This window comes from Ruegeria sp. HKCCD7181, assembly GCF_057221055.1.
On sequence record NZ_JBWVBC010000002.1, the window covers coordinates 330,983 to 354,587 of the forward strand.

General features: G+C 57.5%; 24 protein-coding genes. 9 read left to right on the forward strand and 15 right to left on the reverse strand.

What is annotated here, in order from left to right; genetic code table 11:
• Positions 1–7 precede the first annotated feature (7 nt).
• Both AC2TCY_RS05040 and AC2TCY_RS05045 read left to right on the forward strand, forming a co-directional pair.
• Entirely contained in the window at positions 8–133 is a 126-nt protein-coding gene (locus AC2TCY_RS05040; RefSeq protein ID WP_480845919.1) for a hypothetical protein, read from the forward strand.
• A complete protein-coding gene (locus AC2TCY_RS05045) occupies positions 134–1,006 on the forward strand; it encodes a substrate-binding domain-containing protein (RefSeq protein ID WP_480845920.1) in 873 nt (290 codons plus the stop codon).
• Between the two features lie 54 nt (positions 1,007–1,060).
• Here AC2TCY_RS05045 and AC2TCY_RS05050 read toward each other — a convergent pair whose 3' ends face one another.
• The 9 genes from AC2TCY_RS05050 to AC2TCY_RS05090 all read right to left on the reverse strand — a co-directional run bounded on the left by AC2TCY_RS05050 (position 1,061) and on the right by AC2TCY_RS05090 (position 9,977).
• Positions 1,061–1,876, reverse strand: coding sequence for an ABC transporter substrate-binding protein (locus AC2TCY_RS05050; RefSeq protein WP_480845921.1), 816 nt, complete (start codon positions 1,874–1,876; stop codon positions 1,061–1,063).
• Between the two features lie 23 nt (positions 1,877–1,899).
• Positions 1,900–2,634, reverse strand: coding sequence for an ATP-binding cassette domain-containing protein (locus tag AC2TCY_RS05055; RefSeq protein ID WP_480845922.1), 735 nt, complete (start codon positions 2,632–2,634; stop codon positions 1,900–1,902).
• Entirely contained in the window at positions 2,627–3,340 is a 714-nt protein-coding gene (locus AC2TCY_RS05060) for an ABC transporter permease (RefSeq protein WP_480845923.1), read from the reverse strand. Before AC2TCY_RS05060 ends, AC2TCY_RS05055 begins: the two co-directional genes overlap by 8 nt.
• A gap of 158 nt (positions 3,341–3,498) precedes the next feature.
• Positions 3,499–4,488, reverse strand: coding sequence for an ABC transporter substrate-binding protein (locus AC2TCY_RS05065; protein ID WP_480845924.1), 990 nt, complete (start codon positions 4,486–4,488; stop codon positions 3,499–3,501).
• 60 nt (positions 4,489–4,548) lie between these two features.
• Positions 4,549–5,394 (reverse strand): ABC transporter permease, encoded by an 846-nt coding sequence (locus tag AC2TCY_RS05070; RefSeq protein ID WP_480845926.1) that lies wholly within the window; start codon positions 5,392–5,394, stop codon positions 4,549–4,551.
• Complete coding sequence (locus AC2TCY_RS05075; protein WP_480845927.1) at positions 5,391–6,308, reverse strand: ABC transporter permease; 918 nt, start codon at positions 6,306–6,308, stop codon at positions 5,391–5,393. The genes AC2TCY_RS05070 and AC2TCY_RS05075 overlap by 4 nt, the downstream gene beginning before the upstream one ends.
• A gap of 34 nt (positions 6,309–6,342) precedes the next feature.
• Positions 6,343–7,140: an ABC transporter ATP-binding protein gene (locus AC2TCY_RS05080; protein ID WP_480845928.1), complete on the reverse strand. Its 798-nt coding sequence runs from the start codon at positions 7,138–7,140 to the stop codon at positions 6,343–6,345.
• 55 nt (positions 7,141–7,195) lie between these two features.
• Complete coding sequence (gene hydA / locus AC2TCY_RS05085; protein ID WP_480845929.1) at positions 7,196–8,650, reverse strand: dihydropyrimidinase; 1,455 nt, start codon at positions 8,648–8,650, stop codon at positions 7,196–7,198.
• A gap of 76 nt (positions 8,651–8,726) precedes the next feature.
• On the reverse strand, positions 8,727–9,977 hold the full coding sequence (locus AC2TCY_RS05090) for a Zn-dependent hydrolase (protein WP_480845930.1): 1,251 nt from the start codon (positions 9,975–9,977) through the stop codon (positions 8,727–8,729).
• A gap of 170 nt (positions 9,978–10,147) precedes the next feature.
• Between AC2TCY_RS05090 and AC2TCY_RS05095 the strand changes: the two genes are divergently transcribed.
• Positions 10,148–10,756: a TetR family transcriptional regulator C-terminal domain-containing protein gene (locus AC2TCY_RS05095; RefSeq protein ID WP_480845932.1), complete on the forward strand. Its 609-nt coding sequence runs from the start codon at positions 10,148–10,150 to the stop codon at positions 10,754–10,756.
• A 58-nt stretch (positions 10,757–10,814) separates the two neighbouring features.
• Here AC2TCY_RS05095 and preA read toward each other — a convergent pair whose 3' ends face one another.
• The 4 genes from preA to AC2TCY_RS05115 form a co-directional block, all read right to left on the reverse strand.
• Entirely contained in the window at positions 10,815–12,119 is a 1,305-nt protein-coding gene (gene preA / locus AC2TCY_RS05100) for an NAD-dependent dihydropyrimidine dehydrogenase subunit PreA (RefSeq protein WP_480845933.1), read from the reverse strand.
• 18 nt (positions 12,120–12,137) lie between these two features.
• Entirely contained in the window at positions 12,138–12,974 is an 837-nt protein-coding gene (locus AC2TCY_RS05105) for a methyltransferase domain-containing protein (protein WP_480845934.1), read from the reverse strand.
• Positions 12,975–13,020: 46 nt separating this feature from the next.
• The gene (locus tag AC2TCY_RS05110) at positions 13,021–14,355 is read right to left on the reverse strand and encodes an NAD(P)-dependent oxidoreductase (RefSeq protein WP_480845936.1); all 1,335 of its coding nucleotides are present in this window, start codon (positions 14,353–14,355) and stop codon (positions 13,021–13,023) included.
• A 159-nt stretch (positions 14,356–14,514) separates the two neighbouring features.
• Positions 14,515–15,147 (reverse strand): cupin domain-containing protein, encoded by a 633-nt coding sequence (locus tag AC2TCY_RS05115; protein ID WP_480845938.1) that lies wholly within the window; start codon positions 15,145–15,147, stop codon positions 14,515–14,517.
• 153 nt (positions 15,148–15,300) lie between these two features.
• On the opposite strand from AC2TCY_RS05115, the gene AC2TCY_RS05120 reads away from it, so the two are divergent.
• The 3 genes from AC2TCY_RS05120 (at position 15,301) to AC2TCY_RS05130 (ending at position 18,378) form a co-directional block, all read left to right on the forward strand.
• Entirely contained in the window at positions 15,301–16,296 is a 996-nt protein-coding gene (locus AC2TCY_RS05120) for a hypothetical protein (protein ID WP_480845939.1), read from the forward strand.
• A 72-nt stretch (positions 16,297–16,368) separates the two neighbouring features.
• Positions 16,369–17,661: an O-acetylhomoserine aminocarboxypropyltransferase/cysteine synthase family protein gene (locus AC2TCY_RS05125; RefSeq protein ID WP_480845940.1), complete on the forward strand. Its 1,293-nt coding sequence runs from the start codon at positions 16,369–16,371 to the stop codon at positions 17,659–17,661.
• A 3-nt stretch (positions 17,662–17,664) separates the two neighbouring features.
• Positions 17,665–18,378 (forward strand): GNAT family N-acetyltransferase, encoded by a 714-nt coding sequence (locus tag AC2TCY_RS05130; RefSeq protein ID WP_480845942.1) that lies wholly within the window; start codon positions 17,665–17,667, stop codon positions 18,376–18,378.
• 3 nt (positions 18,379–18,381) lie between these two features.
• On the opposite strand, the gene AC2TCY_RS05135 is transcribed toward AC2TCY_RS05130, so the two are convergent.
• The gene (locus AC2TCY_RS05135) at positions 18,382–19,077 is read right to left on the reverse strand and encodes an SIMPL domain-containing protein (protein ID WP_480845943.1); all 696 of its coding nucleotides are present in this window, start codon (positions 19,075–19,077) and stop codon (positions 18,382–18,384) included.
• Between the two features lie 164 nt (positions 19,078–19,241).
• Here AC2TCY_RS05135 and AC2TCY_RS05140 point away from each other — a divergent pair, with 164 nt between their 5' ends.
• Positions 19,242–21,260: a hypothetical protein gene (locus tag AC2TCY_RS05140; RefSeq protein WP_480845944.1), complete on the forward strand. Its 2,019-nt coding sequence runs from the start codon at positions 19,242–19,244 to the stop codon at positions 21,258–21,260.
• Positions 21,253–21,903, forward strand: coding sequence for a class I SAM-dependent methyltransferase (locus AC2TCY_RS05145; RefSeq protein WP_480845945.1), 651 nt, complete (start codon positions 21,253–21,255; stop codon positions 21,901–21,903). Before AC2TCY_RS05140 ends, AC2TCY_RS05145 begins: the two co-directional genes overlap by 8 nt.
• On the opposite strand, the gene hppD is transcribed toward AC2TCY_RS05145, so the two are convergent.
• Positions 21,900–22,997, reverse strand: a complete 1,098-nt coding sequence (hppD, locus tag AC2TCY_RS05150; RefSeq protein WP_480845947.1) for a 4-hydroxyphenylpyruvate dioxygenase — start codon at positions 22,995–22,997, stop codon at positions 21,900–21,902. The genes AC2TCY_RS05145 and hppD overlap by 4 nt on opposite strands.
• Before the next feature lie 147 nt (positions 22,998–23,144).
• Between hppD and AC2TCY_RS05155 the strand changes: the two genes are divergently transcribed.
• On the forward strand, positions 23,145–23,600 hold the full coding sequence (locus AC2TCY_RS05155; protein WP_480845948.1) for an Lrp/AsnC family transcriptional regulator: 456 nt from the start codon (positions 23,145–23,147) through the stop codon (positions 23,598–23,600).
• Positions 23,601–23,605: the final 5 nt, after the last annotated feature.

Here is a 23,605-nt window from a genome sequence, read left to right on the forward strand (position 1 = left end):
GGAAACTATGAAAGCCTTTCTTGCCGCCGTCGCAGCGATGGTCGTCATAACCTTCGCAGCCCCCTTTGTGCTGAACCAGATCGGGTTCAGTGCAGCGGACGCGGGCACGAGTTCGGCTGTGCGTCTCGACTGAATGCCCCAGTACCTGACCACCCGCGAGCTGGCCGATATGCTGCGCATCGGCGAGCGGAAAGCTTATGACCTCGCCTCCTCAGGTGAAATCCCCTGCGTTCGGGCCATGGGTAAACTGCTTTTCCCCAAAGCCGAAATCGTTGCCTGGCTCAACGCGTCCCGATCCGGCCCGCAGGTCGCCGAGCCACCATTGCCGCCGATTGTTGCAGGCAGCCACGATCCGTTACTGGACTGGGCATTGCGCGAAAGCGGATCGGGGCTGGCAACCTATTATGACGGCTCGTTTGACGGGCTTGAACGGCTGAAGGTTCGCGATGCTCAGGCGGCTGTGCTGCACATCCACGAAGACAACGGTTTCAATGCGCAATCCTTGCGAGAAACACTTGGTGAGGCGCCCGTTGTTTTGGTTGAAGTCGCGCAACGTCAACGAGGCCTGTTGCTGGCCCCCAACACTGTTGGCATTTCAGGGTTTCAGGACCTCAAGGGGCGCCGCGTCATCTTGCGACAGGACAGTGCCGCCAGCCAGCACCTTTTCGACGCTCAACTTGCCGCGAACGGATTGGACCGCGCTGATCTGGCCGCCCTTCCCGATTGCGCCCGCACGGAAGAAGAGCTTGCTACGGCCCTGCGCGACAGCAAGGCCGAAGCCGGTTTCGGTCTTGGCGCCCTCGCCCGGTTTCACGGTCTGAGCTTTGTCCCCACACACACCGAAAGGCTGGACCTGGCCATCTGGCGCCGCGCGTATTTTGATCCGCCGATGCAAAAGCTCCTGAAGTTTTTGCAAAGCGACCGTTTCTCAACCCGCGCGGCAGAACTTGGTGGGTACGACATCACCAAGATGGGCAAAATCCATCACAGCGGTGCAAGCGGCTGATAGGCTTCATCCCCGCCCAAACATCCCGGCCGCAGGCGCGGGCGGCGGGCCCAATCACCGTGCATTCGGGAAAAAAAGCTGCGCCCCGTCAAGGCTGTAAGACGCAATTGCGTCTTGACCGTCTGGCCCGGTCAACCAGTCGATGAACCGCTGCCCCGCTGCGGCACGGACACCAGGGTTTTTTTTGGGGTTAACAAGGATCACTCCGTATTGATTGAACAGGCGCGGGTCACCCTCGACCAAAACACCCAAGTCCCCTCTGTTTCCAAATGACAGCCATGTTGCTCGATCGGTCAGCACGTAGGCGTCCATTCCGCTCGCCACGTTAAGTGTTGCGCCCATGCCAGACCCAGTCTCGCGGTACCACGCACCGGACGCGCCGGTCGGATCAACACCGGCACTGGCCCAGTGTTGCATCTCGGCTTTATGGGTCCCGCTGTCATCCCCGCGCGAGGCAAAAGGCGCCTCAGATTGCGCTATAGCTGTCAGAGCGGCGACGATGTTGTTGCCACCTTTGACTTTGGCCGGGTCAGACATCGGGCCGACAAGGACAAAGTCGTTGTACATCACGTCAAAACGCTCAACCCCCCATCCGTCGGCCACGAACTGCTCTTCGGCTGGTTTGGCATGGACTAACAGGACATCCCCGTCCCCGTTGATCGCATTTCGGATCGCCTGCCCTGTGCCCACAGCGACCACGCGGACATCTATTCCGGTCTCGGCCTCGAACCCGGGCAAGATGTAGTCCAGCAGACCGGAATTCTGGGTCGAGGTGGTCGATTGCACCACGAGAAACGGCTCTTCGGCCGCAGCCTGCGCGGGAGCCAAGCCAAGCGCGATCAAAACAGCGCTGAAAATTGCGCGGAACATCGATTTCTCCGTTTTCTTTTAAACTACGTGACCAGCCCGCCGGCCAGATATCGGCGTGCAGCGGGGCTTGTCGGTTTCTCCAGCACCTGAAGGGCCGCACCGTGTTCAACCACTTGGCCGCCCTGCATCATCACCACATCGGCCGCCAGACGGCGGGCTTGCCCGATATCATGCGTCACCATCACAACGCGTACGCCTCGTTCAGACGCACGCAGTATCATGTCCTCGATCTTTTGCGTCGCACTCGGGTCCAGTGCGCTTGTTGGTTCGTCCAGAAACAAAGTCTCTGGCCCGGTTGCCAAAGCACGCAGAATGGCAAGCCGCTGGGCCTCACCCCCAGACAAAGAACGCGCTGCCTGCCGTGCCTTGTCGTCCAATCCGCCTTCGGACAACAACTGGGTGATCTGCAATTTGCGGGCCGCGCGAGGCTGTCCCTGACGTTTCAGAACAAATTCCAGATTTGCGGCAACGGACCGACGCAACAACACCGGGCTTTGGAATACCATAGCCTGCCGTGCCTTGTGTTCTGCGTTCAATTGAGCGCCGCTTTGGAGAACTCTGCCCCGATCAGGTGAGATCAGGCCATGCAGGCACCGCAGCAAAAGGCTTTTGCCCGATCCGTTCGGACCCAGTATCAACGTGGGTCCGGGTCCATCCAGCATCAGCTTTTGCACGTCCAGCAGAGTTTTACCCTTACGCGCAATTCGCAGGCCTTGCACCTCAAGCCTGTCTGACACCCCTGTTACCAAATCACGCATGGCGCAGCCCCTCTTGTTCTGCGCGTAGGCTCAGACTGCTGACCATTGCGTTCACGGCAATGGCGATACCGATCAGGATGGCTCCCAGCGCAAGTGCCAAAGCCAGATTGCCCTTCGACGTTTCCAGCGCAATGGTCGTGGTCATGACACGTGTGACGTGATTGATATTGCCGCCGACGATGATCACCGCGCCGACCTCGGCAATGGCGCGCCCGAAGCCAGCCAGCAAAGCCGTCACCAGCGCCAACCGTGCGTCCCACAGCAGCACCGGCACGGAGGCCAGACGGGACACGCCCAATGACCGCAACTGCTCTGCATACTCTTCGGCAAGCAGTTCAACCACCTGCCGCGTCAAGGCAGCGATGATCGGAGTTACCAGCACGACCTGTGCGATGATCATCGCTGTGGGCGTATAAAGCAGCTCCAGCACACCCAGCGGACCAGAGCGGGACAGCATCAAATAAACCAATAAGCCAACAACCACCGGCGGGAAGCCCATCAATGCATTCATCAAAACGATCAAAATCCGGCGCCCCGGAAACCGGGCGACCGCCAGAGCTGCACCAACAGGCATCCCAATCGCAGCCGAAATCAGGACTGCAAAGATAGAAACTTCAAGTGAAAGCAGCACAATTGCCCACAGGTCTGAATCGCCACTCAGGATCAGAGCCAATGCTGAACTGAATTCTGATGCAAATCCCTGCATTCTCTACCATTGTTTATGCATTTCGCGTGAAATGCCATAATTTACAGGAGAATACTAAACCGATTTCAATCCAAGTACAGGATCATTTCCGACATCTACAACGAGAAACGCGGCCCGCATCCGGGCCGCGTTTTGTTAATCGCACAGAAGTACCGCAATCAGTTCAGCGCAGCATCCGTGATCTGGTGAGTCCAGGCACCGTCGGGTTGCTTGGTGATGACCGGGTCCGAACCACCAGCCAGCAACGTGCCAACTGTGCGTTCAAAGTCCGCGGGGTCCAACGCGCCGTTCGAACCTGCCGTCAGCTTGGCGATCTCACCCATCATGCGCTTTTGATGCTCTTCAGTCTGGGCACCTGTTGCATCATTCTCCAAAACGATATCGGCGGCCTCATCCGGATGTTCTTCCGCGTATTTCCAACCTTTCATCGAAGCACGAACAAAACGCTCCATCTTGTCGACAAAAGCAGCGTCGCCCAGGTTTTCTTCCAGCACATAAAGACCGTCTTCCAGCGTCGCGACGCCCTGATCCTCATATTTGAAGGTTACCAGTTCATCCGGGCTGACACCTGCATCGATGACCTGCCAATACTCGTTGTAGGTCATGGTGCTGATGCAATCGGCCTGACGTTGCAGCAATGGATCGACGTTAAAGCCTTGCTTCAGAACTTCGACGCCGTTTTCACCTTTGCCACCGGTGTCGATGCCAAGCTGGCTCATCCAGCTCATGAACGGGAACTCATTACCGAAGAACCAGACCCCCAATGTGCGGTTCTTTAGATCTTCGGGCGAGGAAATCCCGGCATCCTTCCAGCAGGTCAACATCATGCCCGAGCTTTTGAACGGCTGCGCGATGTTGACCAGCGGCAGTCCCTTTTCGCGCGCCGCCAGCGCGGCGGGCATCCATTCGACGGTCACATCCGCGCCACCACCAGCAATGACCTGCGTCGGCGCGATGTCGGGACCACCAGGTAGAATGGTAACGTCCAGCCCCTCTTCCTCATAGAACCCTTTGTCCTTGGCCACGTAGTAGCCCGCAAACTGTGCCTGAGTGACCCACTTCAATTGCAGTGTCACCTCATCCGCTGCCAGCGCCGCGCTGGCTGCCAGGCTAAAGGCGGCAACCGCCCCGCTGAGTAGCTTGTTCATCTTCATTTCTCCTAGTTGCTTGTTGAGCCCCGTTACCGGGGTCTGTTGAATTCCTTTTTCCTATCCACGCTGCGACGGATGCCAGAAGGTCACCGCCTTTTCGATCATCGCGACCAAGCCGTAGAACGCCGTCCCTGCCAGCGCCGCCACAACAATTTCTGCCCAGACCATATCGAGCGACAATTGCCCGACGCTGGTCGAGATCCGAAAGCCCATACCCAATGTCGGTGAGCCAAAGAACTCGGCCACGATAGCGCCGATCAGTGCCAGAGTGGTAGAAATCTTTAACCCGTTGAAAATGAATGGCATCGCAGCAGGTAGACGCAGTTTGAGAAAGCTCTGCCAATAGGTCGCCGCGTAGGTCTCCATCAGGTCACGCTGCATCGCTGTCGCCTCGCGCAATCCGGCCACGGTATTCACCAGCATCGGGAAAAAAACCATCACCACAACCACGGCCGCCTTGGAATGCCAGTCAAACCCGAACCACATCACCAGAATGGGTGCTGTTCCGACAATTGGCAGCGCCGCCACAAAGTTTCCTACAGGCAAAAGGCCAAGCCGTAGAAAATCCCAGCGGTCCACTGCAATGGCCATCAGGAATGCTGCGCCGCAGCCGATTAGATATCCGCTCAACGCGCCTTTGATGATGGTCTGCACGAAATCGGCCCAAAGAACCGGCAGACTGTCGGCAAAGCGCGCCGCAATGAGCGATGGTGCAGGTAAGATAACCAAAGGGACTTCGAGCCCGCGTACTACCAACTCCCAGATTCCTATAACGGTCAGGCCAAAGATAAGCGGCGCCAGAAACCGCACCAACCGTGTGTCAGCTTGCGGTCCACTGGCCAATCGACTGTTCAGCCACCAGCCAAGCAGCCACAACCCAAATGCAAACGAAACCATAATCATTGCGCCATCCCCATCCGTGTCAGGACAGAACGCTCAATGAGCCCAAGTAGTCCGACAAGGCATGCCGCAAGAATTGCGGCAGCAAACAAGGCCGACCATATCTGCACCGTCTGACCATAATAGCTACCCGCCAACAATCGCGCGCCCAGCCCGGCAACCGCACCGGTCGGCAGCTCTCCGACAATAGCGCCGACCAAAGACGCCGCGATACCGATTTTCAGAGACGTAAACAGATACGGCATCGACGCTGGCAGCCGCAGTTTCCAGAACCCTTGCGAGCGGCTGGCATTATAGGTGCGCAGTAAGTCTAATTGCATCGCATCCGGGCTACGCAACCCTTTGACCATGCCGACAACGACCGGGAAGAAACTCAGGTAAGCCGAAATGATTGCCTTCGGAATGATCCCCTGAATGCCCACCGAGTACAAAACCACGATGATCATAGGTGCAAGAGCAATGATCGGTATGGTTTGACTGACGATGGCCCACGGCATGACGGACAGGTCCATGACCCGGCTATGCACGATCCCGACCGCCAACAGAATTCCCAGCCCTGTTCCGATGACAAATCCCAGCATCGTTGCGCTAAGGGTGACCCAGCCATGATAAATCAGCGATCGTTTTGAGGTTATCTTCTTCTTGGCGATCGTTTCCCACATCTCGATGCCGACTTGGTGCGGAGCAGGCAATCGGGGCCGATCCTGTTCCCACGTGGACGGAATGGCGAAACTGTTGTTCCACGCAAGGCCGAATTCGTTCATATCCCGTCGATCCTTGGCGGATGGCGGTTGAACCTCGGCACCTGCGCGTTCCAATTCAGTCAGCACACCTTTGATATTCATCGGGATGCAAGACCCGTACCAGAGCACGACTATTGCGGCGATTACTGTCAAAACGGCGATTATCTGTTTCATAACGACCTCGCCTTTTTAAAGTTAAGACGTCGCATCAGACTTCATCTCCGTGCCCGGCCCGTAGCCCTTCGCGGACTCGGTGTGCTACTTCGATGAATTCAGACGAGTCCCGAATATCCAATGGCCGTTCCTTGGGCAGCGGGCTGTCGATCACATCCGTAATCCTTCCCGGACGCGGGCTCATGACCACGATCTTGGTGCTGAGATACACGGCCTCGGGGATCGAGTGCGTCACAAACCCGATGGTCTTTTCCGTGCGGGCCCAAAGCGCCAGTAACTGCTCGTTCAGATGATCGCGCACGATCTCATCCAAAGCACCGAAGGGTTCATCCATCAGCAGAATATCGGCATCAAAAGCCAATGCACGCGCGATACTTGCGCGCTGCTGCATCCCACCAGACAACTGCCAAGGGAACTTCCCTCCAAATCCTTCAAGATCAACGAGCTCTAGAACGTTCTTGACACGCTCGTCCTGCTCTGCCGCCGAGTATCCCATGATCTCAAGCGGTAGTTTGATGTTCTTGGCAATGGTGCGCCATGGATACAGTCCTGCTGCCTGAAACACATACCCGTAGGCCCGATTTCGCCGCGCTTCGTCCGGGGTCATGCCGTTGACGGTCAGCTTACCCCCAGTCGGTGCTTCAAGGGCCGCGATACAGCGCAGGAACGTGGTCTTGCCGCATCCCGATGGCCCGATGAAGCTAACAAACTCGCCCTTATCGATGGTCAGGTTCACGTCCTTGAGCGCATGAATCGGCCCGTCATTGGTCTGGAAAGTCAGGTCCAGCTGCCTTGCCTCAATAACGGGCTGCGTTGTGCTTTCAGTATTCATTCCATTGCCTTGAAAAGAGTGGTGTTTGGGCCGCCGGTCGAGCGGCCCCTGCAGATCAAACGCCCGTTGCCGGGATGCCTGACCGTTCCACCGGCCGCGGAGCGGTCAGCTCTTTCCAGGTGCTCAGGGCTTTGTTGACATGGCTGTTAGGTTCGCGCGCGACAAAATCTCCGTGGCCCTCCTGCGTGCGGATCTCACCGTCATGCACGGCAACCTGCCCGCGGGTCAGGGTAAAGCGCGGCAAGCCTTTGACCTTTTTGCCTTCGAACACGTTGTAATCGATCGAAGATTGCTGCGTGTCAGCGCTGATCGTTTTGGATTTCTCAGGGTCCCAAACAACCAGGTCGGCATCCGCCCCCACAAGGACAGCTCCCTTTTTCGGATAGCAGTTCAATATCTTAGCGATATTTGTTGAAGTAACAGCAACAAATTCGTTCGGCGTCAGGCGACCCGTTCCCACACCGTGCGTCCATAGCATTGGCATCCGGTCTTCAAGCCCGCCTGTCCCATTCGGAATTTTGGTAAAGTCACCCACGCCACTCCGTTTCTGATCGGTCGTAAAGGCGCAGTGATCGGTGGCCACAACGCTCAGAGAACCGGATTGCAGACCTGCCCACAGGCTGTCCTGGTGCTGCTTGTTGCGGAATGGCGGACTCATGACCCGGCGGGCGGCGTGGTCCCAATCATGATGGAAGTACTCGCTTTCATCCAGCGTCAGATGCTGGATCAGCGGTTCGCCCCACACCCGCTTGCCCAGCATTTTGGCCCGGCGGATGGCCTCGTGGGCCTCTTCGCAGGATGTGTGCACCACATACAACGGCACGCCGGCCATATCGGCAATCATGATGGCGCGGTTGGTGGCCTCACCTTCAACCTGTGGCGGGCGAGAATAGGCATGCGCCTCGGGTCCGGTGTTTCCTTCAGCCAACAGTTTGGCGCTGAGTTCTGCAACAACATCGCCATTTTCGGCATGCACCAAGGCGATCCCGCCCAGCTCGGCAAGGCGCTGGAAAGACGCATAGAGTTCGTCATCATTCACCATCAGCGCGCCCTTATAAGCCATGAAGTGCTTGAAGGTATTGATGCCACGCTGTTCGATCACTGTCTTGATGTCGTCAAAGACCTGTTCGCCCCACCATGTAACAGCCATATGGAAGGAATAATCGCAATTCGCACGGGTCGATTTGTTGTCCCAGCGCTTGAGCGCGTCCAGCAGGCTTTCGCCGGGATTGGGCAGAGCGAAATCGACCACCATCGTGGTACCGCCAGCTAGCGCCGCCCGCGTGCCGCTTTCGAAGTCATCGCTGGAATAGGTCCCCATGAACGGCATTTCCAGGTGTGTATGGGGGTCAATGCCGCCCGGCATGACGTAACACCCGGTAGCATCAAGCTCTTTGTCGCCTTTCAGGTTTGGCCCGATTTCAATAATTTTGCCGCCTTCGACCTTCACGTCCGATTTGTAAGTCAGGTCGGCGGTAACAACGGTTCCGTTTTTGATCACAGTTGACATGCTATTCTCCCTGCGGGCGCTTTGCGCCTCTGTCTTGTTCAATTTCTGACGGGGCAACGCTGTACTCGCGGCGCCTCTATTCTACTATTTCTGCTGTCTCAACGACGGCGTGAAACAGAACGTCGGCGCCGGCTGCGGCCCAATCTTTGCTGATTTCCTCGGCTTCATTGTGGCTTAGACCATCGACGCAGGGGCACATAACCATCGCAGTGGGTGCCACGCGGTTGATCCAGCAAGCGTCATGACCGGCGCCTGAGATGATATTGGTGTGCGAATAACCCAACCGCTCGGCAGCATCCCGCACCGCTGCCACGCAACTTTCGTCGAATTTCACCGGATCAAAGCCGCCGACTTTCTCGAATTCGATCTCCAACCCCATCTCTTGAACGATATCCTCGGCGGCGACACGCAGGCGGTTTTCCATGTCCGTGATCACGTTCAAATCTGGTGATCGGAAATCGACAGTAAACACGGCCTTCCCCGGTATCACGTTGCGCGAGTTCGGATAGACGTCGATATGTCCGGCCGCTCCGACCGCGTGGGGCGCATGGGACCAGGCGATCTCGTCGACCTTTTCCAGTACGCGCGCCATCGCCAAGCCAGCGTTCTTGCGCATGGGCATCGGGGTTGAACCCGTGTGGGCGTCCTTTCCGGTAATTGTGACCTGCGTCCAGCTCAGGCCCTGACCATGTGTAACGACGCCGATGTCCTTTCCTTCGGCCTCAAGAATTGGCCCCTGTTCGATGTGCAACTCAAAGAAAGCGTGCATCTTGCGCGCGCCGACCTCCTCGTCGCCGCGCCAACCGATGCGATTCAGTTCGTCCCCGAATTTCTTGCCCTCGGCATCCTCGCGATCATATGCCCAGTCTTGAGCATGGATACCGGCAAAAACGCCCGAGGACAGCATAGCCGGGGCATAGCGCGTGCCTTCTTCGTTGGTCCAGTTCGTCGCCACAATCGGGTGCCTCGTCTTGATGCCGAGGTCGTTGAGGGTTCGGATGATCTCCAATCCGCCCAGCACACCCAATACACCATCGTACTTCCCGCCGGTGGGCTGTGTGTCGAGATGCGATCCAACATAGACCGGAAGTGCCTCTGGGTCGGTCCCTTCGCGCCGTGCGAACATGTTGCCCATCTGATCGAGGCCCATAGTACAACCTGCGTCCTCGCACCATTTCTGGAACAACGCACGCCCTTCTCCATCTTCATCCGTCAGCGTCTGCCGGTTATTCCCGCCTGCGACGCCGGGGCCAATCTTTGCCATCTCCATCAGGCTGTCCCAAAGCCTGTCGCCATTTATCCTGAGATTCTGAGCTGGAGCTGCCATAGTCTTATCCCTGTTGCTTGCGATTTGGCTCGCTTTTGGTGTCTTGATTTGACCATCTGGTCAAACTCACGCTATCACGGGTTCGACATCAGTCAAGAAATTGCATGGCACCGCCGCAAAATTCGGCATATTTGGTGCTCGCTTGGCGGAAAAAGAGACGACAGGGAAACATGCCCAAAGACCGTGCACCGACGAGAATTCAGAAAAAGAACCGCGCAGCGATTCTCGAAGCTGCTTTGAATGTGTTTTCAGCGCATGGTTTTCGTGGGGCGACTGTAGATCAGATCGCGGCAGAAGCAGGGCTGAGCAAACCGAATCTGCTGTATTATTTTCCGTCGAAAGAGGCGATCCACACCGCGCTGCTCTCTGGGTTGTTGGAGACGTGGCTGGCCCCGTTGCATGATCTGGACGAGAGCGGCGATCCCCTAGAGGAAATCCTGTCCTACATCCATCGCAAGCTTCAGATGAGCCGGGAGTTGCCGCGCGAAAGCCGTCTGTTCGCAAATGAACTGGTTCAAGGCGCACCGCGCATTCACGACGCATTGTCAAATGATCTGAAATCGTTGGTCGATGAGAAAACCAAGGTTCTCACGCACTGGATGGATCAGGGACAGATCGCGTGGGTTCATCCCTATCACCTGATCTTCTCAATCTGGGCACTGACGCAGCATTATGCGGATTTTGATGTCCAGGTTCGGGCGATCCTTGGTGACGAAGATCCATTCGAAGGCGCCGAACCATTTATAGACACGGTGTATCGAAAACTTCTGACGCCATGAAAAAGGGCTGCAGTGCAGCCCTCGTTCACTTCGTGTCATAAGCCATTGCGGAATATGACTATTCCGCCGCCCTGGCCATCGGGTTGTTCGGATGGGTGGTCCAGTTGGCGTAGTCCGGCTGCACCACCTCACCCGTGCGCGGATCAACCTCGCCCGCGGCCATCGGCTCCATCGAAATACACCCTTCGACCGGGCAGACATCGACGCAGAGGTTGCAGGCCACGCATTCTTCGTCTTTCACCTCGAACACGCGATCCGGCGAAACAGAAATCGCCTGGTGGCTCGTGTCTTCACATGCAGCGTAGCACCGGCCGCATTTGATGCATTGATCCTGATCGATTTTGGCCTTGGCCACGTAGTTCAGGTTCAAGTACTGCCAATCCGTCACATTTGGTACGGCACGCCCGACTATCTCGGACACGTTGGAATAGCCCTTTTCATCCATCCACTCGGACAGACCCGCCGTCAGTTCGTCGATTATCTTGAACCCATAAGTCATTGCCGCAGTGCAGACCTGCACGTTACCACAACCCAAGGAGATGAACTCAGCTGCATCGCGCCAGGTGGTCACACCGCCAATACCAGAAATGGGCAAACCGTGTGTTTCCTCGGCCCGCGCGATTTCGGACACCATCGACAGGGCAATCGGCTTGACGGCTGGCCCGCAATAGCCTCCGTGGCTGCCCTTACCATCAATTGAAGGTTCGGGGCTGAACGTGTCCAGATCGACACTGGTGATCGAGTTAATCGTATTGATCAGCGACACCGCGTCTGCACCGCCGTTCTTGGCAGCTGCTGCCGGTTTGCGGACATCTGTGATGTTTGGCGTCAATTTCACGATGACCGGGCGGTCGTAGTATTTCTTGCACCAGCGCGTGACCATCTCGATATATTCCGGAACTTGCCCAACGGCCGCGCCCATACCGCGCTCGCTCATCCCGTGCGGGCAGCCGAAATTCAACTCGATCCCGTCCGCTCCGGTTTCCGCCACGCGTGGCAGGATGGCTTTCCACGCCTCTTCTTCACACGGCACCATGATCGAGGCGATCAGTGCACGATCCGGGTAATCCGCCTTGACCCGTGCCATTTCCTCAAGGTTCACCTCAAGCGGACGGTCCGTGATCAATTCGATATTGTTCAGCCCCAACAGACGACGATCCGCACCATAAATCGCACCATAGCGTGGCCCGTTGACGTTCACGACCGGCGGCCCTTCGGCTCCTAGCGTTTTCCATACAACGCCACCCCATCCGGCCTCGAAGGCGCGGCGTACGTTGTATTCCTTGTCCGTCGGCGGCGCGGAGGCCAGCCAATAGGGGTTTGGGCTTGAGATGCCCAGAAAGTTTGTCGTCAGATCGGCCATGGCTTCTCCCTTCCCGGCTCAGCCGGTTTTCTTGAATATCATTTCAGTCGGGCGGATCCGCCCGGCCTTTAGGTTTGTGACGTAGTTTTGGAACTTCTCGGGCGCCGTCTCGCCCATCATCAGGTGGATGCCCAACGGGGCCGGACCGCTTTCGGCGATGCGCGCGAAGGCGTCCTCAAAAAACTCAACGGCAAATTCCGAGCGGTCGGCCTCTGCCACAAGTTGCAGACCCGCGGCTGTAGCTGCATCCCGGTAAACATCTGGCGTATCTACAAAAGATGTTCCGGCCACGGTCGACCACGGCAGAGGGAATTCCAGCGGCTCGGCCACCGCGCCACCCATTACATCGAACAGAGCAAATGTCCCGCCCGTAGCAAGCGTCCGGGAGACTTCGGCAAACAGCCCTGCCTTGTCTTCGATGTTCATGCCGACATGCAGCATGATCGCAAGGTCAAAGCCCGCGTCAGGCACTGGCATGTCCAAGGCACTGCCGACGAGAAAGTTAACTTTATCCGAATGCCCGACAAGATCGCTTAGCTCGGTCGCAGTTTCGATGAATTCCGGCGTCAGATCGACCCCGGTCACCGTCGAGTCATAACGATCCACGATATAGCGCGACGTCCCACCGATACCGCATCCGACATCCAGTACACGAGTTGCGTGGGTCGGCGATAACTGCGCAAACAGGTTATCAGTCGCCTGAACGCCACCAGTATGGAACTCGTCCCCTGCCTTGAGGTCCGCGACCGTCGCAGCATCGGGATCGACGCCACTTGCCTCTAACGCCGCGCGAACGCGCTCGGTCAGGGCACCGGTTGTGTAGTGTTGAGCAACAGCTTGTTCGATCTGGGACATGAGAATACCTCAGCTGCGAATTGGATGGGGTGAATGCCCCATCCTATCACGAAACGAGCGTTGCGTGGATGTCCATCGCCGCATCCCGGCCCTCGGCCACAGCCGTCACGGTGAGGTCTTCCCCACCTGCAGCACAGTCACCTCCGGCCCAGACACCGGCCATCGATGTTCTACCAGCGTCATCGACTGCGATCTTGTTGCCGTCCAGAGCCAACCCTTCCGGCGCCCCTTCCAGTGTCTGACCGATGGCCTTGAGAACCTGGTCCGCCGGTACACGGATCGTTTCACCGGTTCCGGTCAACTTGCCATCTTGGCTGGCGGTATATTCCAATTCAATCTCTGCCGATGCTCCGTTTCCGTGAACCGCGACGGGCTGCACGTTGCACATGATGCGAACACCATGTGAGGCGGCCAGATCCTGTTCATACCGGCTGGCGCCCATAGCGTCGCGGTCGCGGCGATAGGCAATGGTCACATGTTCAGCGCCCAGCAGTTTGGATTTTACAGCCGCGTCCACTGCGGTCATGCCGCCACCAATCACAACCACGTTTCGTCCTACGGGCAATTCAGACAGATCGCTGGCCTGCCGCACATCCGAGATGAAATTGACCGCGTGGCGTACCCCATCTTTTTCTGCGCCCTGCGCCTTTAGCGCGTTGACCCCTGCCAGCCCGATGGACAGGAACACGGCGTCATAATTTTCAAGCAGACCGTCCAGTGAGATGCTCTCGCCGAGCACCGAGCCAGTCTCGATCACAATGCCGCCGATTTTCAAAAGCCAGTCCACCTCGGCCTGTGCGAAATCGTTGGTCGATTTGTAGGCCGCGATTCCGTATTCGTTGAGACCGCCCGCCTTAGGCTTGGTTTCATGAATCACCACGTCGTGCCCCAGCATTGCCAAACGGTGAGCACAGGCCAGACCAGCCGGCCCCGCCCCGATCACGGCAACTGTCTTGCCGGTGGACGCCGCGCGTTCGAACGGATGATCGCCAGACGCCATGACAGTGTCAGTCGAGTAGCGTTGCAATCGCCCGATCTCAACCGGCTTGCCCTCGGCGGCCTCTCTCACGCAAGCCTCTTCGCAAAGGGTTTCCGTCGGGCAGACGCGGGCACACATACCGCCCAGAATATTCTGCTCCAAGATCGTGCGACCCGCTGCCTGAGGTTGCCCGGCCTGAATCTGACGAATGAACAATGGAATATCGATGTCCGTCGGACAGGCCGTCACGCATGGCGCGTCGTAGCAGAAATAACAGCGGTCTGCGGCCACGGCGGCCTCATGCGGCGCCAAAGGCGGATGCAGATCGGTGAAATTCGAGGTCAGCTCATCGCTGGAAAGCCGCCCGGAGACGATCCCGGGTGCCATCTGGCCCTGTGCCATCACTCTACTCCCTGTAGATATGTTTGTTATGGCCCCCAGCTTGCCACATTCTGATTTTTTATCAATTGGTAAAATTTGCCAAATGGTCAAAAAATGAAAAATCCAGGCAAATCAGCCCGGATTTCCATAGAAACGCACTGTAAAAGTGCAATTCCTGGATCAGAGCATCCCTTTAAGATGCCCGGATTTGATCCAGACGCGGGCACCGCCTGCCCCAGCGGTCGCTTCGGACTGCGTTCCCGGAGGCAGGCGCAACCAATCCCAGATCGCAAATTCTTCGCCTTTTTCGACAAAGCCGCCTTCGATCACAAAGACCTCCATTCCTTCGGCTGCGTCCAGTTCGACGGTTTCACCAGCGGCCCATTCCTGAACTTGAACGCGCTCATGCGCGTCTTGAAACAGGTTCACATTGCTTTCACCGTCGATTGAACGGCGCACTTCGGTCCGGTCAGCGGGATCAAACTGATGCAGTTTTACTAGAATCGTCGCGCCCTTGCTGGCCGAAGGAGTGTGCGACGAAGTCGGCGGGTTACGCACATAGCTGCCGACCGGGAAATCGCCGGTTTCGTCCTGAAAGACGCCGTCGAGAACCAGGTATTCCTCTCCGCCGTCGTGCGTGTGGGCGTCAAAGGCACTGCCGGGGGCAAAGCGTACAATAGTGGTAGCCCGGGCAACCTCGGCTCCGATCCTGTCCAGCATCTTGCGCTCAACCCCGGCCGCAGGGGATGCGACCCATTCGGTGTCATTGAAGTGAACGGCCACCCGTTTGGTAAAATCTGCATTGACCCGCATAAGTGCTCTCCTGACCTTGCACACCTGTTTACATGGCTTGTCGTTCAGAATTTTCAAACTTCAGCCCGGATCGGGTTTTGACGACCCATGCCCATTACTGTAATCCCGGATCAGCAGTGCCCCGACCCACATACTCAAAAAGAAAGCACGTGCATGCAGGCGAAGCCCCCGAAGTTCAACGTTGCCGTCATCGGGCAGAACAATCGTCTGCAATTCGAGGCCGTGCTGTTTGCCGCTTCGCTGCGCCACTCCTCACCACAGTTTTCAGGGCGCCTGATGGTCGCGGTTCCGCAGGCTGGCCCTCTTTGGCGACAAGACCCCAGCATTCGGAACGAAGACGTCCTGAAAGCTCTGGATCATCTGGACGTCGAAATCGTCCCGTTCGAGTCTAAGGTCTTTGGCGACAGCTATCCGCAAGGCAACAAGATCGAAGCCTTATTAGCCCTGCCCGAGGATGAGCCGTTCGTTCTCTTCGACAGTGACACGCTGATCACCGGGGAACTGATGGATGTGCCGTTTGATTTCGAACGTCCCGGCGCATCACTGAAGGTTGAGGGGACATGGCCTAAGCCCACCCTTTACGGGCCAGGCTATGAAGGGATCTGGCGCGCAATGTATGACCGGTTCGGGCTGGATTTCGAAAGTTCGAAAGACACGTCGCAGCCGCAGGGTTACTGGCGGCGCTACTTGTATTTCAACGCGGGCTATTTCTTTTTCAAATGCCCGCGTCTGTTCGGCGAACGTTTTCTGGATTTCGCCCGCATCGTCCGGGACGAGGCAATCCCCGAATTGACAGGGCAAAATCTGGACCCTTGGCTGGATCAAGCTGTGCTGCCTCTGGTCATTCACTCCTTTGGCGGCGGGCGCAACGTGTTGCCCGACGGGTTATTGGACGGATCGGTCAGCTGCCATTATCGCCTGTTCCCTCTGCTCTATGCGCGTGAAAGTGATCATGTGATCGAGGTGCTGGAAGCCGTTTCTACGCCGAACAAGATCAAGAAGGTCCTGAAAACCTATGACCCGATCAAAAAGCTGGTCATTCAGGGTAAGGGCGCCAAGATCCGCGCAATGTTCGACCAGACCAACCTGCCTCAGCGCGAACAGGTTATCCGCAAGACCATCAAGTCCAAGGGCCTGTGGCAGCGGTAATCACAACATTGTGCGCTAGCGATCAATAGCCTAGAGATTCAGCAACTCACATTCCAACAGGAGATTTCCAAGATGTCAGACGGCCCTACTTACGGTTTTGATACGCTGCAAATTCACGCCGGAGCCCGCCCTGATCCGGCAACCGGGGCTCGCCAGACGCCAATCTACCAGACTACGGCTTATGTGTTCCGCGATGCCGACCACGCAGCTGCCCTGTTCAACCTGCAAGAAGTCGGGTTCATCTATTCCCGTTTGACCAACCCAACCGTGGCAGTGCTGCAAGAGCGCGTGGCGACGCTGGAAGGCGGCGTTGGTGCGGTTTGCTGTTCGTCCGGCCACGCAGCACAGATCATGGCGCTATTCCCGCTGATGGGTCCGGGCTGTAACGTGGTGGCCTCGACGCGCCTTTATGGCGGCACGGTCACGCAGTTCAGCCAGACCATCAAACGGTTCGGCTGGTCTGCGAAATTCGTGGACACCGATGATCTTGACGCGGTGAAGGATGCCATCGACGAAAATACCCGCGCAGTGTTCTGCGAATCCATCGCCAACCCCGGTGGTTATGTAACCGATATCCGCGCTCTAGCAGACGTGTCGGATGAGGCAGGCATTCCGCTTATTGTCGACAACACTTCGGCCACGCCCTACCTCTGCCGCCCGATCGAGCACGGCGCGACTCTGGTCGTGCATTCGACTACCAAATACCTGACCGGCAATGGTACAGTTACCGGCGGCTGTATCGTGGATTCGGGCAAATTCGACTGGTCGGCAAATGACAAGTTCCCGTCACTCAGCGAACCGGAACCGGCCTATCATGGGTTGAAATTCCACGAGACCTTTGGCCCGCTGGCCTTCACTTTCCACGGCATTGCCATTGGTCTGCGCGATCTGGGCATGACGATGAACCCACAGGCCGCGCATTACACACTGCTGGGGATCGAAACGCTTAGCCTGCGTATGGAACGCCACGTGGAGAACGCTCAGAAAATCGCCGCATGGCTCGAAGCTGATGACCGCGTCGAATACGTCACCTATGCGGGCCTGCCTTCGTCGCCCTATAGTGACCGGGTGAAAAAGAACTATCCAAAGGGAGCAGGCGCGCTGTTCACCTTTGCCGTAAAGGGTGGCTATGACGCCTGCATCAAGCTGGTCAATGCGCTGGAGATTTTCAGCCATGTCGCGAATCTGGGTGACGCCCGCTCGCTGATCATCCACTCGGCCTCGACGACGCACCGACAGCTGACTCCGGAACAGCAAGAGGCCGCGGGTGCTGGCCCCAACGTGGTGCGCTTGTCCATCGGGATCGAGGACGCGGACGATCTGATCGCCGATCTGGATCAGGCCCTGTCCAAGGCCAGTGCCTGAAGCATGGTTTCCGGGCACGATACCAACGATCTTGGACAACCCATCGGCTTGCCGGTGCCGGACGTCTTTCCACGTCCGACACCGCCCTATACGCCGATGCAGGGACGTTTCTGTTCAGTCGTGCCACTGGATGTGAACCGGCATGCGCCCGGCTTGTACCGGGCGTTTGCCAAAGATGCGGATGGGCGCAACTGGACCTACCTGCCCTATGGCCCGTTTGACAGAGAAAGCGATTTCGTCGAGTGGGTGCACGGCAATTGCATTGACGCCGACCCTATGTTCCATACGGTTCTGGATGCCGATGAAACACCGGTGGGGATGGCCTCATACCTTCGGGTTACACCGTCGGCGGGGGCGATTGAAGTCGGCCACATCCATTTTTCGCCCCTGTTGCAGCGCAAACCTCAATCAACCGAAACCATGTATTTGATGATGCGCCGCGTCTTCGACGAATTGGGCTATCGCCGGTACGAATGGAAATGCGACGCACTGAACGCGCCCTCGTGTCGCACTGCCGAACGGTTGGGCTTTACCTTCGAAGGTGTCTTCCGGCAAGCCACCCACTACAAGGGGCGCAACCGGGACACGGCCTGGTATTCGATCATCGATCGGGAATGGCCGCGCATTCGCACAGCATTCGAAGCGTGGCTTGCGCCAGAGAATTTTGATAGTGCAGGCCAACAGATTCAATCGCTGAAGGCCCGCGCCGGGTCTTAAGGGTCACTCGGATATTTCGAACACCATCGAGATATTGACCGATACGGAAATTTCGCCGCCTGCCACGGGAACGCTTCCCGCGTCGGCCATCGCCATCTCGCGCATCTGGATACCGGGGCGAGGACCGCCTCCCTGATCATTGATCGAAACGACCTCTCCCAGAGTGACCCCGGCAGCCTGGGCCAGTTGCTCGGCTTTGGCACGAGCATCCGCAACAGCATCTGCGCGGGCCTTGGCTTCAAGCGGTTTGGAGTCCTGCACCGAGAAACTCAGGCCGCCGAAGTCATTGGCACCGTCGCGGATGACAGCATCCATGATCTGCCCCAGATTATCCAAGTCACGTACGCGGACGAATACCCTGTTCGAGGCCACAAAACCTGTGATCTCGGGCGCCGCGCCATCCGAACTGTGTCGACCGGACCAGACGGGGGACAGCGACAGATCACGAGTCTGAACGTCGCGTGCCTCAAGCCCCATCTCGTTCAGACGGCTCAGAATCTGCGTGACCGCATCTGACGTCGCCTGCATCGCGTTTGACGCCTGTTTGTCCTGGTTCGTCACCCCAAGCGTGATAGTCGCCATGTCAGGGGCTGACAGGGCTGACCCCGATCCGCTAACAGTGATGCGACGTTCTTCCGCATGGGCGGGCAACGCCGCGATCGCTGCGGTCATCGCGGCCAGAAAAGCAAGTGTCTTCAAGGTGCTCTCTCCTTTTTTCTGACTCAATACATGGGGCGGCATGGCTTTGCCAGACAAGGGGGCAGCTTGCCTTTTCCTTTCCCTCGGCGGGTTCCTGCTCTAATCTCACCGGGCGGATGCCAAGGTGTTTGCATTGAAACTGACAAATGTGGTTCCACCGGATTATGAAACCTGCCTTTGCGCTGTCTTTTTCCGAAAACGGGATTTCCTTGCACCACCGGTCCGATGGCGACTGGTATAGCATCGGATCTACGCCGCTGGATGCTCCCGATCTGAATGATCGGATTCGAGCCCTGCGCGATCAGGGATTCGCAATTGAAAACGATTTGAACTGCAAGTTGATCATCCCACAAGATCAAGTGCGGGTATTGACGGTCGACTCGGAGGGGCTGAGTCCTGAAGTGCTGGACCAAAAGGTTCGCGACGCTTTGGAAGCTGCCACGCCCTATACCCTGGCCGAGCTTTCCCACGTCACGATCACAGAAGGACCGGTCACAAAGGTTTTAGCCGTCGCCCTGCAGACACTGGACGAGGCGCGCGAATTTGCGGCAGATCACGGGTTTATCCCCGGGGCATTCACTATCAGCACGACCGGTGGGGACGCCTTGACCGGCCCGTCCATTGACCTAAACCCCCTGCCGGCGGAGAGCGAAACTTCACCCCCGGCGAAGGCGAAAACCCAGGTCGACGCCGCGCCAGATGCAGCTGAACCCGAGGCATCCTCGGTTCCTATCCACCCGATTGCCGGTTCAGCGGAACCCGAGGTCTTTCGGCCTCAGGTCACGGTTGCTAAACCCACTGGCGCAGGGTTCGACGCGAGAACCTTCGATCTGAAGCGAGTTGTAATTCCTGTCATAGCGGCGTCGGTCGTTCTTGGTATGGTCGCTGGAGCTTGGTCGTTGATGCGATCGACTCCAGAAAGTGAACAGCCGACCGAACAGGCCGCGCAAGTACCTGTGGTCGAAGAGCCGTCCCTGCCACAGGTCGCCAGTCTCCCTGAACCTGCGACCGACCCAGCCCCTTCGACGGATGAGGAAGCGACCCTTTCCCCCGCAGACTCAGCGATCCTTGAAGCTCTGGAAGTTGAACCGGAACAGGTCGAAGAAATCGCAACCGAAGCCGACCCTGAACCGTCATCAGAGGAAGACAAGGCTCTAAATCCCACTGACGCAGCGATCCTTGAGGCGCTGACCGTCGAACCGGAGCTGATGGAAGACGTCGCACCCGAGGCTGGTTCCGAGATCGTTTTTCGCGATTTCACAGGGACCGCGCCGAAACCTCCAAACGCATTGCAACCGCCTGTTCTTTTGGACGAGGATGAGATCTACCTCGCGTCAATCGACCGGTCAGACCTGTCTCAGGATTCGGTCGCCCTGCCCCCGCTGGACAATCCGGACAGTGACGCCCCTTTCGAAACGGTGTCCTTGCCTGGTCAGACGGGCCAGCCACTCAATCTGGATGATCGCGGGCTAGTGACACCCAGCCCGGAAGGTACACTAAACCCAGACGGAATTCTGGTTTTTGAGGGTACACCACCCAAAGCGCCGCCTGAACCTCCGGTACGGTCCGAGAGTGAACCCGAGATCGAGGATACCGATACCAGACTCGCAGGCTTCCGCCCCCGACCTCGCCCTGAAAACCTGGTGGATCTGTTCGAGCGGAGCCAGCTTGGCGGGCGGTCTCTTGAGGAATTGGCGACGGTTCGTCCGAAATTGCGCCCGAAATTTATTGAAGAACAGCCAGTGGTTGACTTCACTCCAACGGCGCTAGCCGTTGTACGTGTGCCACGCCCCAAGACCAGACCGGCAAGCCTTGCCGCCCGGGCCACTCAAAACCCCAGTTCGGGTAGCGCGCCCCTCGGATCAACGGCCAACGTAGTTTCGAATGGTGATGAAGCGGGATCATTCCAACCGAAATCGGTTGCGCCAAAAATTCCGTCAACGGCGTCAGTCGCCCGTCAGGCCACGATCGACAACGCCATCAACCTGCGAAAACTCAACCTGATCGGCGTGTACGGCACGCCCGCCAATCGACGCGCGCTGGTGCGCCTGCCCAGCGGCCGGTACAAAAAACTTAAGGTCGGGGACAGGATTGACGGTGGTAACGTGATCGCCATCGGAGACAGCGAACTGCGTTACCAAAAGCGCGGAAAAAACGTTACGCTGAAATTGCCGCGTGGCTGACAATCAGGGCTACGCCGAGCAGATCATCGCAGGTTACGAACGGGCAGCGCCTGAACTCGTCACGGCCTATGAGCAGGTGAAGCCGGAGTTGGTTTTGTCGCCAGTGGCACCTCATCTTCCCAAGACAGGCGGTACAGTGCTGGACGTCGGGGCCGGCCCCGGTACCAACGCGGCTTGGTTGTCTGATCGCGGGTGCGAGGTCACAGCGGTGGAACCAGTGGCGGCCTTTCGTGAGGCGGGTCGGCAAAGGTACGCGCATTGCAAAATCAAATGGTTTGATGACCGGCTGCCCGGCTTGCCGGCAACGTGTTCAAAAGGTGCACAATACGATGCCATCCTGGCGACAGGGGTCTTTCATCACCTTCCGCCTGACGATCAGAAAGTCGCTCTAGGAACGTTGTCCAAAGCGCTCAAAATCAATGGAAAACTGATACTTTCAATACGCCATGGTCCGTGCCAATCGACGCGTCCGGGGTTTGCCGTTTCCGTGGTCGTTCTACTTGAAGCAGCGCGACAACTTGACCTTCGCGTCGCGCAATTGTCGCATAGGAACTCGGTGCAAAGAGAAAACCGGCGCGCCAAGGTCCATTGGACCTGGGTCGTACTGCGCGCGCCGGGCTCCGTATTTGAAGCCAAAAGTTAGGCCGCCGAGATTTCGCCCGACTCGATTTGCTCGCGCTCGATGGATTCGAACAGAGCTTTGAAGTTGCCCTCGCCAAAACCGTCATCGCCCTTGCGCTGAATGAACTCAAAGAAGATCGGGCCGATCACCGTTTTCGAGAATATCTGCAGAAGGATCTTTGTCTCGCCGCCGTCCAGAACTCCTTCACCGTCAATCAGAATGCCATGTTTCATCATTCGATCCTTCGGTTCGTCATGTCCGGACACACGTTCGTAAGACAGGTCGTAATAAGCCTCGTTTGGTCCGGGCATGAATTTCAGACCATTCTCGGCAATCGCATCGGTCGAGGCATAGATGTCGTCGCTGCCGACAGCGATGTGCTGGATACCTTCACCGTTATACTTCTTCAGGTAAGATACGATTTGACCGGTTTCTCCGCGGTCTTCGTTGATTGGAATGCGGATGCGACCACAGGGCGAGGTTAACGCGCGGCTGAAGAGACCGGTGAACTTGCCCTGAATGTCGAAGAAGCGGATTTCCTTGAAGTTGAACAAGTCACCGTAGAACTTGAACCACTTGTCCATGTTGCCCTTGAAAACATTGTGGGTCAGGTGATCGAGGTAATAGAACCCCTCACCACCCGGCTTGGACTGCTTGAGCCACTCGAACTCCTGATTGTAAGGCGACGTATCGTGATACTGGTCGATGAAGTAGATCAGGGAACCGCCGATACCCTTGATCGCCGGTACATCCATGGTTTTGTCGGCGGCATCGTAAGGCTCGGCCCCTTTCGAGACGGCATGCTCATATGCCTTCTTCGCATCCGCAACGCGCCAGCCCATCGAAGGCGCGCAGGGGCCATGTTCGGCCACAAACTTCGCGGCAAAGCTGTCAGGGTCAGCGTTCAGAATATAGGTGACGTCGCCCTGCTGCCACAGCTCGACCGAGGGTGTGTCGCGATGATAACCGACATACTCGAACCCCATACGTGCGAACAGGTCGCGCAGTTCCTGCGGTTCGGGATGGGCGAATTCCACGAATTCGAACCCGTCGGTTCCGGCTGGATTTTCTTCGCTGATTACGGATTTCGGGGCGTTGTGCGGGAATGGACCCATGGCGCGTCTCCTCAGAAAACAGGAATTTCTTTGCTGATTCAAAAATACGCATTAATCGGCGCTGTTTCTGCGCGTTGTTTTTGTGTAAACTTGATTCAAACGCGCAAAACTCGCGCGGTATTGGCAGAATTCGGAGATTCCCCGCATATGCTGGATTCGACAGACACACGCCTGCTGTCAGCTTTGCAAAAGGACGCACATCTGACGGCGCATCAACTGGGCGAGATGTTGAACTTGTCGGCCAGCCAGGCTGGTCGTCGGCGTCAAAGGCTGGAGGCCGAAGGATACATTACCGGCTACACCGCCCGGCTGGACCCGCTAAAGCTGGGTCTGCATGTGCAGGGTTTCATTCAGGTTCATCTGGGCACGCACGGGCCCGAGCAATCCGCCAGTTTCGCCCGTATGGTCAACGCCCGCCCCGAGATCAGCAGCGCCTGGACGATGACGGGTGAGGCAGACTATCTGCTGCATGTCTATTGCGACAACCTATCCGCGCTCAACAGCTTGCTTCACGAGGTGATCCTACCGCATCCTGCAGTTGCGAGGATTCAAAGCCAGATCGTTATGGATCAACTGAAACGCGACGCGCCACTGCCGACATAGGCACA

Bases quoted from the DNA above. Each gene is read 5' to 3' on its own strand.
- AC2TCY_RS05040 (WP_480845919.1), top strand. From the start codon at position 8: ATGAAAGCCTTTCTTGCCGCCGTCGCAGCGATGGTCGTCATAACCTTC.
- AC2TCY_RS05045 (WP_480845920.1), top strand. From the start codon at position 134: ATGCCCCAGTACCTGACCACCCGCGAGCTGGCCGATATGCTGCGCATC.
- AC2TCY_RS05050 (WP_480845921.1), bottom strand. From the start codon at position 1,876: ATGTTCCGCGCAATTTTCAGCGCTGTTTTGATCGCGCTTGGCTTGGCT.
- AC2TCY_RS05055 (WP_480845922.1), bottom strand. From the start codon at position 2,634: ATGCGTGATTTGGTAACAGGGGTGTCAGACAGGCTTGAGGTGCAAGGC.
- AC2TCY_RS05060 (WP_480845923.1), bottom strand. From the start codon at position 3,340: ATGCAGGGATTTGCATCAGAATTCAGTTCAGCATTGGCTCTGATCCTG.
- AC2TCY_RS05065 (WP_480845924.1), bottom strand. From the start codon at position 4,488: ATGAACAAGCTACTCAGCGGGGCGGTTGCCGCCTTTAGCCTGGCAGCC.
- AC2TCY_RS05070 (WP_480845926.1), bottom strand. From the start codon at position 5,394: ATGATTATGGTTTCGTTTGCATTTGGGTTGTGGCTGCTTGGCTGGTGG.
- AC2TCY_RS05075 (WP_480845927.1), bottom strand. From the start codon at position 6,308: ATGAAACAGATAATCGCCGTTTTGACAGTAATCGCCGCAATAGTCGTG.
- AC2TCY_RS05080 (WP_480845928.1), bottom strand. From the start codon at position 7,140: ATGAATACTGAAAGCACAACGCAGCCCGTTATTGAGGCAAGGCAGCTG.
- hydA (WP_480845929.1), bottom strand. From the start codon at position 8,650: ATGTCAACTGTGATCAAAAACGGAACCGTTGTTACCGCCGACCTGACT.
- AC2TCY_RS05090 (WP_480845930.1), bottom strand. From the start codon at position 9,977: ATGGCAGCTCCAGCTCAGAATCTCAGGATAAATGGCGACAGGCTTTGG.
- AC2TCY_RS05095 (WP_480845932.1), top strand. From the start codon at position 10,148: ATGCCCAAAGACCGTGCACCGACGAGAATTCAGAAAAAGAACCGCGCA.
- preA (WP_480845933.1), bottom strand. From the start codon at position 12,119: ATGGCCGATCTGACGACAAACTTTCTGGGCATCTCAAGCCCAAACCCC.
- AC2TCY_RS05105 (WP_480845934.1), bottom strand. From the start codon at position 12,974: ATGTCCCAGATCGAACAAGCTGTTGCTCAACACTACACAACCGGTGCC.
- AC2TCY_RS05110 (WP_480845936.1), bottom strand. From the start codon at position 14,355: ATGGCACAGGGCCAGATGGCACCCGGGATCGTCTCCGGGCGGCTTTCC.
- AC2TCY_RS05115 (WP_480845938.1), bottom strand. From the start codon at position 15,147: ATGCGGGTCAATGCAGATTTTACCAAACGGGTGGCCGTTCACTTCAAT.
- AC2TCY_RS05120 (WP_480845939.1), top strand. From the start codon at position 15,301: ATGCAGGCGAAGCCCCCGAAGTTCAACGTTGCCGTCATCGGGCAGAAC.
- AC2TCY_RS05125 (WP_480845940.1), top strand. From the start codon at position 16,369: ATGTCAGACGGCCCTACTTACGGTTTTGATACGCTGCAAATTCACGCC.
- AC2TCY_RS05130 (WP_480845942.1), top strand. From the start codon at position 17,665: ATGGTTTCCGGGCACGATACCAACGATCTTGGACAACCCATCGGCTTG.
- AC2TCY_RS05140 (WP_480845944.1), top strand. From the start codon at position 19,242: ATGAAACCTGCCTTTGCGCTGTCTTTTTCCGAAAACGGGATTTCCTTG.
- hppD (WP_480845947.1), bottom strand. From the start codon at position 22,997: ATGGGTCCATTCCCGCACAACGCCCCGAAATCCGTAATCAGCGAAGAA.
- AC2TCY_RS05155 (WP_480845948.1), top strand. From the start codon at position 23,145: ATGCTGGATTCGACAGACACACGCCTGCTGTCAGCTTTGCAAAAGGAC.